At 45.2% G+C, this 2593-nt stretch carries 1 protein-coding gene; it reads left to right on the top strand.

What is annotated here, in order from left to right; all coding sequences use genetic code 11:
• Positions 1-216 precede the first annotated feature (216 nt).
• The coding region (locus BKK50_RS10270) for an ESPR-type extended signal peptide-containing protein (RefSeq protein WP_143529807.1) at positions 217-2593 on the top strand (2377 nt) is incomplete at its 3' end.

Raw genomic sequence — 2593 nt, 5'->3', positions numbered from 1 at the left:
GCGTGTGTCCGTTATAAAAATCAAATTATTTCAATAGGTTAAGATTCGGACACACGCAGTGTATCCCCACGAGAGAACAAAAAGCAACGTTGTGCAACTGCTGCATAATACCGATCACATAAGTCGTTGAAATGCAAGATTTTTAGGAAGTAAAGGGTGACTCAGCTGTGTTTTAAGAGTCTGATTGAGTATCAAGTCATTTAAGGAACATGACGTATGAACAAAATTTTTAAGGTTATTTTTAACCACACCACGCAAACTTGGACAGCCGTGTCAGAGTTAGCGAAAGGACATTGTAAATCATCTTCCAAGAATACCATTGAGGTTTCTGATGAAAGAAAAAATAGTGCCTCATCTTTTTCAGGCATTAAAACCATAGCAATCACATCAGCGATGATGATGGCAGTTGTACCGAGTGCATTTGCGGTAACAGCGGATGTAGAGGCAATTAAATGGACAAGCGGGGAAGGTACAGGAATTGCCGGTGGGGACGCAAATGGAGATACTAATGCGATTGCCATTGGTCGTTATAACCCAAAGAACGAAAACAAGCCAACCGATTCAAACAATCCAAAGAATCCGCCTGCAAGGGCTTGGGCGCCGGGGGCGATTTCAATTGGTACAGATTCTCAGGTTGGTGCTCAGGCTAAAGATGAGAATGCTCGTGGAGGTATTGCCATTGGTTTTGATGCGACCACGCTTGGAAAGCGAGGTGTGGCTATTGGGGCCAGCAGTAAGGTCAGCGGTGAAGGGGCTATTGCGCTTGGTGGAATAGCAAATGCAACCGGTGAAGGGGCAACGGCAGTTGGTTTTAACAGCACAGCCGGCGGCGAAGGCGCAACAGCAATTGGACGAGGGAGTAAAGCAGGAACCGGGGGGATCGCAATCGGTGAGAACGCTCAAGCCGCCTCTCCCGATTCTATCGTTATCGGACGTGGAACAACAATAACGGATTCAGCGCACTATGGAACCGTCATCATAGGTGCAAATATAACAGGGGGAAGTTTAAACTCGGTTGTAATCGGTAAACAAGCGAATACCGGAAATCTTGAATCCGTTGCTGTAGGTTTTGGTGCAAACACAAGTTCACAAAAAGCAACTGCGCTAGGTTCTAATGCTAAAGTCAACGAAAACTCAATGCACGCTGTAGCATTAGGTGCCGGCTCAGAAGCCGGTGCAGCAAATACCGTTTCTGATTTAAAATTCAAAACCGATGACGGAACAACCGAAACCAAGGCAACGATTGCAGGTCAAACCGCAGATAGCGTGCTTTCTGTCGGTAACGACACCCATAAACGACAAATTGTCAATGTGGCAGCAGGGCGTATTTCAGAGGATTCGACTGATGCTGTAAATGGTAGCCAGCTCTATGCGGTCATGAAAAACTCAGGCTTTAATATTCAACAAAACAGCAAGACAAAATCCCGTATTAATCATGATGGTTTAGTCAATTTTGCGAATGGCAGCTATACCACCGCCGAGGTTGCAGACAGCAATAATGGCGCAACGGTCAAAATGAATGTGGTGACACAAGGTATTGCTGTGAGTGACACAGGCGCCACCAGTGTTTCAGGCACATCGGGATTAACCACCGCTAAAATCGTATCGGATGCGATTAATCAGGCTTTCACGAATTCCAGTTTTAAGATTAAAGCGAATGGTGATGAAGGGGCGAAAATCGCCAGAAATGGTTACATTGACATTACTAATGGAAACAATATTCAGGTAGAAAGAAATGGAAGTGAAATTACCATCAAGACGGTTACTAACCCAAGTTTTACTAGAGTAACTGCCGGTACAGTCAGTGCGACCGGTAGTGTATTGACAAAAGATTTAACCGTAAGCGGCACGTCAAACCTACAAACCGTAAACGTAAATGCCGAATTTTCTGCGAATAACAATGTCAATTTAGGCGGCGGACAGGGTACCACAATTAATTTTACGCCTGATTCAACGATTAATGCCGGTAATAACAAAATTACCAAGCTTGCCCCGGGAACAAGCTCTACAGACGCAGTGAATAAATCGCAGTTGGATCAAGTCTCCGGTGTTGCGAACTCCGCCCGGGATACAGCAGCGGCTGCCAATATTGCAGCGACAAATGCACTAAACAAAGCAAATGATGCAAATACCGCAGCAACAAACGCCAACGATACGGCGAATATCGCCAACACAACGGCAACGAATGCCAATAACACCGCAAATGCAGCCAACACAACAGCAACGAATGCCAATAACACCGCAAATGCAGCCAACACAACAGCCACAAATGCCAATAACACGGCAAATGCTGCCAACACAACAGCGAATACCGCATTAAATAAAGTCAATCAAGGTTGGAACATCACAACCGGTCAGGTTGACGGGGGGAATGTAAGCAACAATCGTTCAACCAAGGTTCAGATGGGTGATACGGTAAGTGTCATTGCAGGAAAGAATCTTAATATCTCTCAAGCTGGCACAAATATTACCTTATCCATTAATGATTCACCGAATTTCACCAGCATTACAACAAGTAATGGCGCAACCATTGGCGGAAACCTAACCGTCAATGGCACAACTTCAACCAAAGACTTGACCGTCACCAACAACG

It is taken from the genome of Rodentibacter rarus (assembly GCF_001998965.1).
In the GTDB taxonomy this organism is placed as follows: Bacteria; Pseudomonadota; Gammaproteobacteria; order Enterobacterales; family Pasteurellaceae; genus Rodentibacter; species Rodentibacter rarus.
This window is presented reverse-complemented; position numbering and strand designations above follow the sequence as displayed.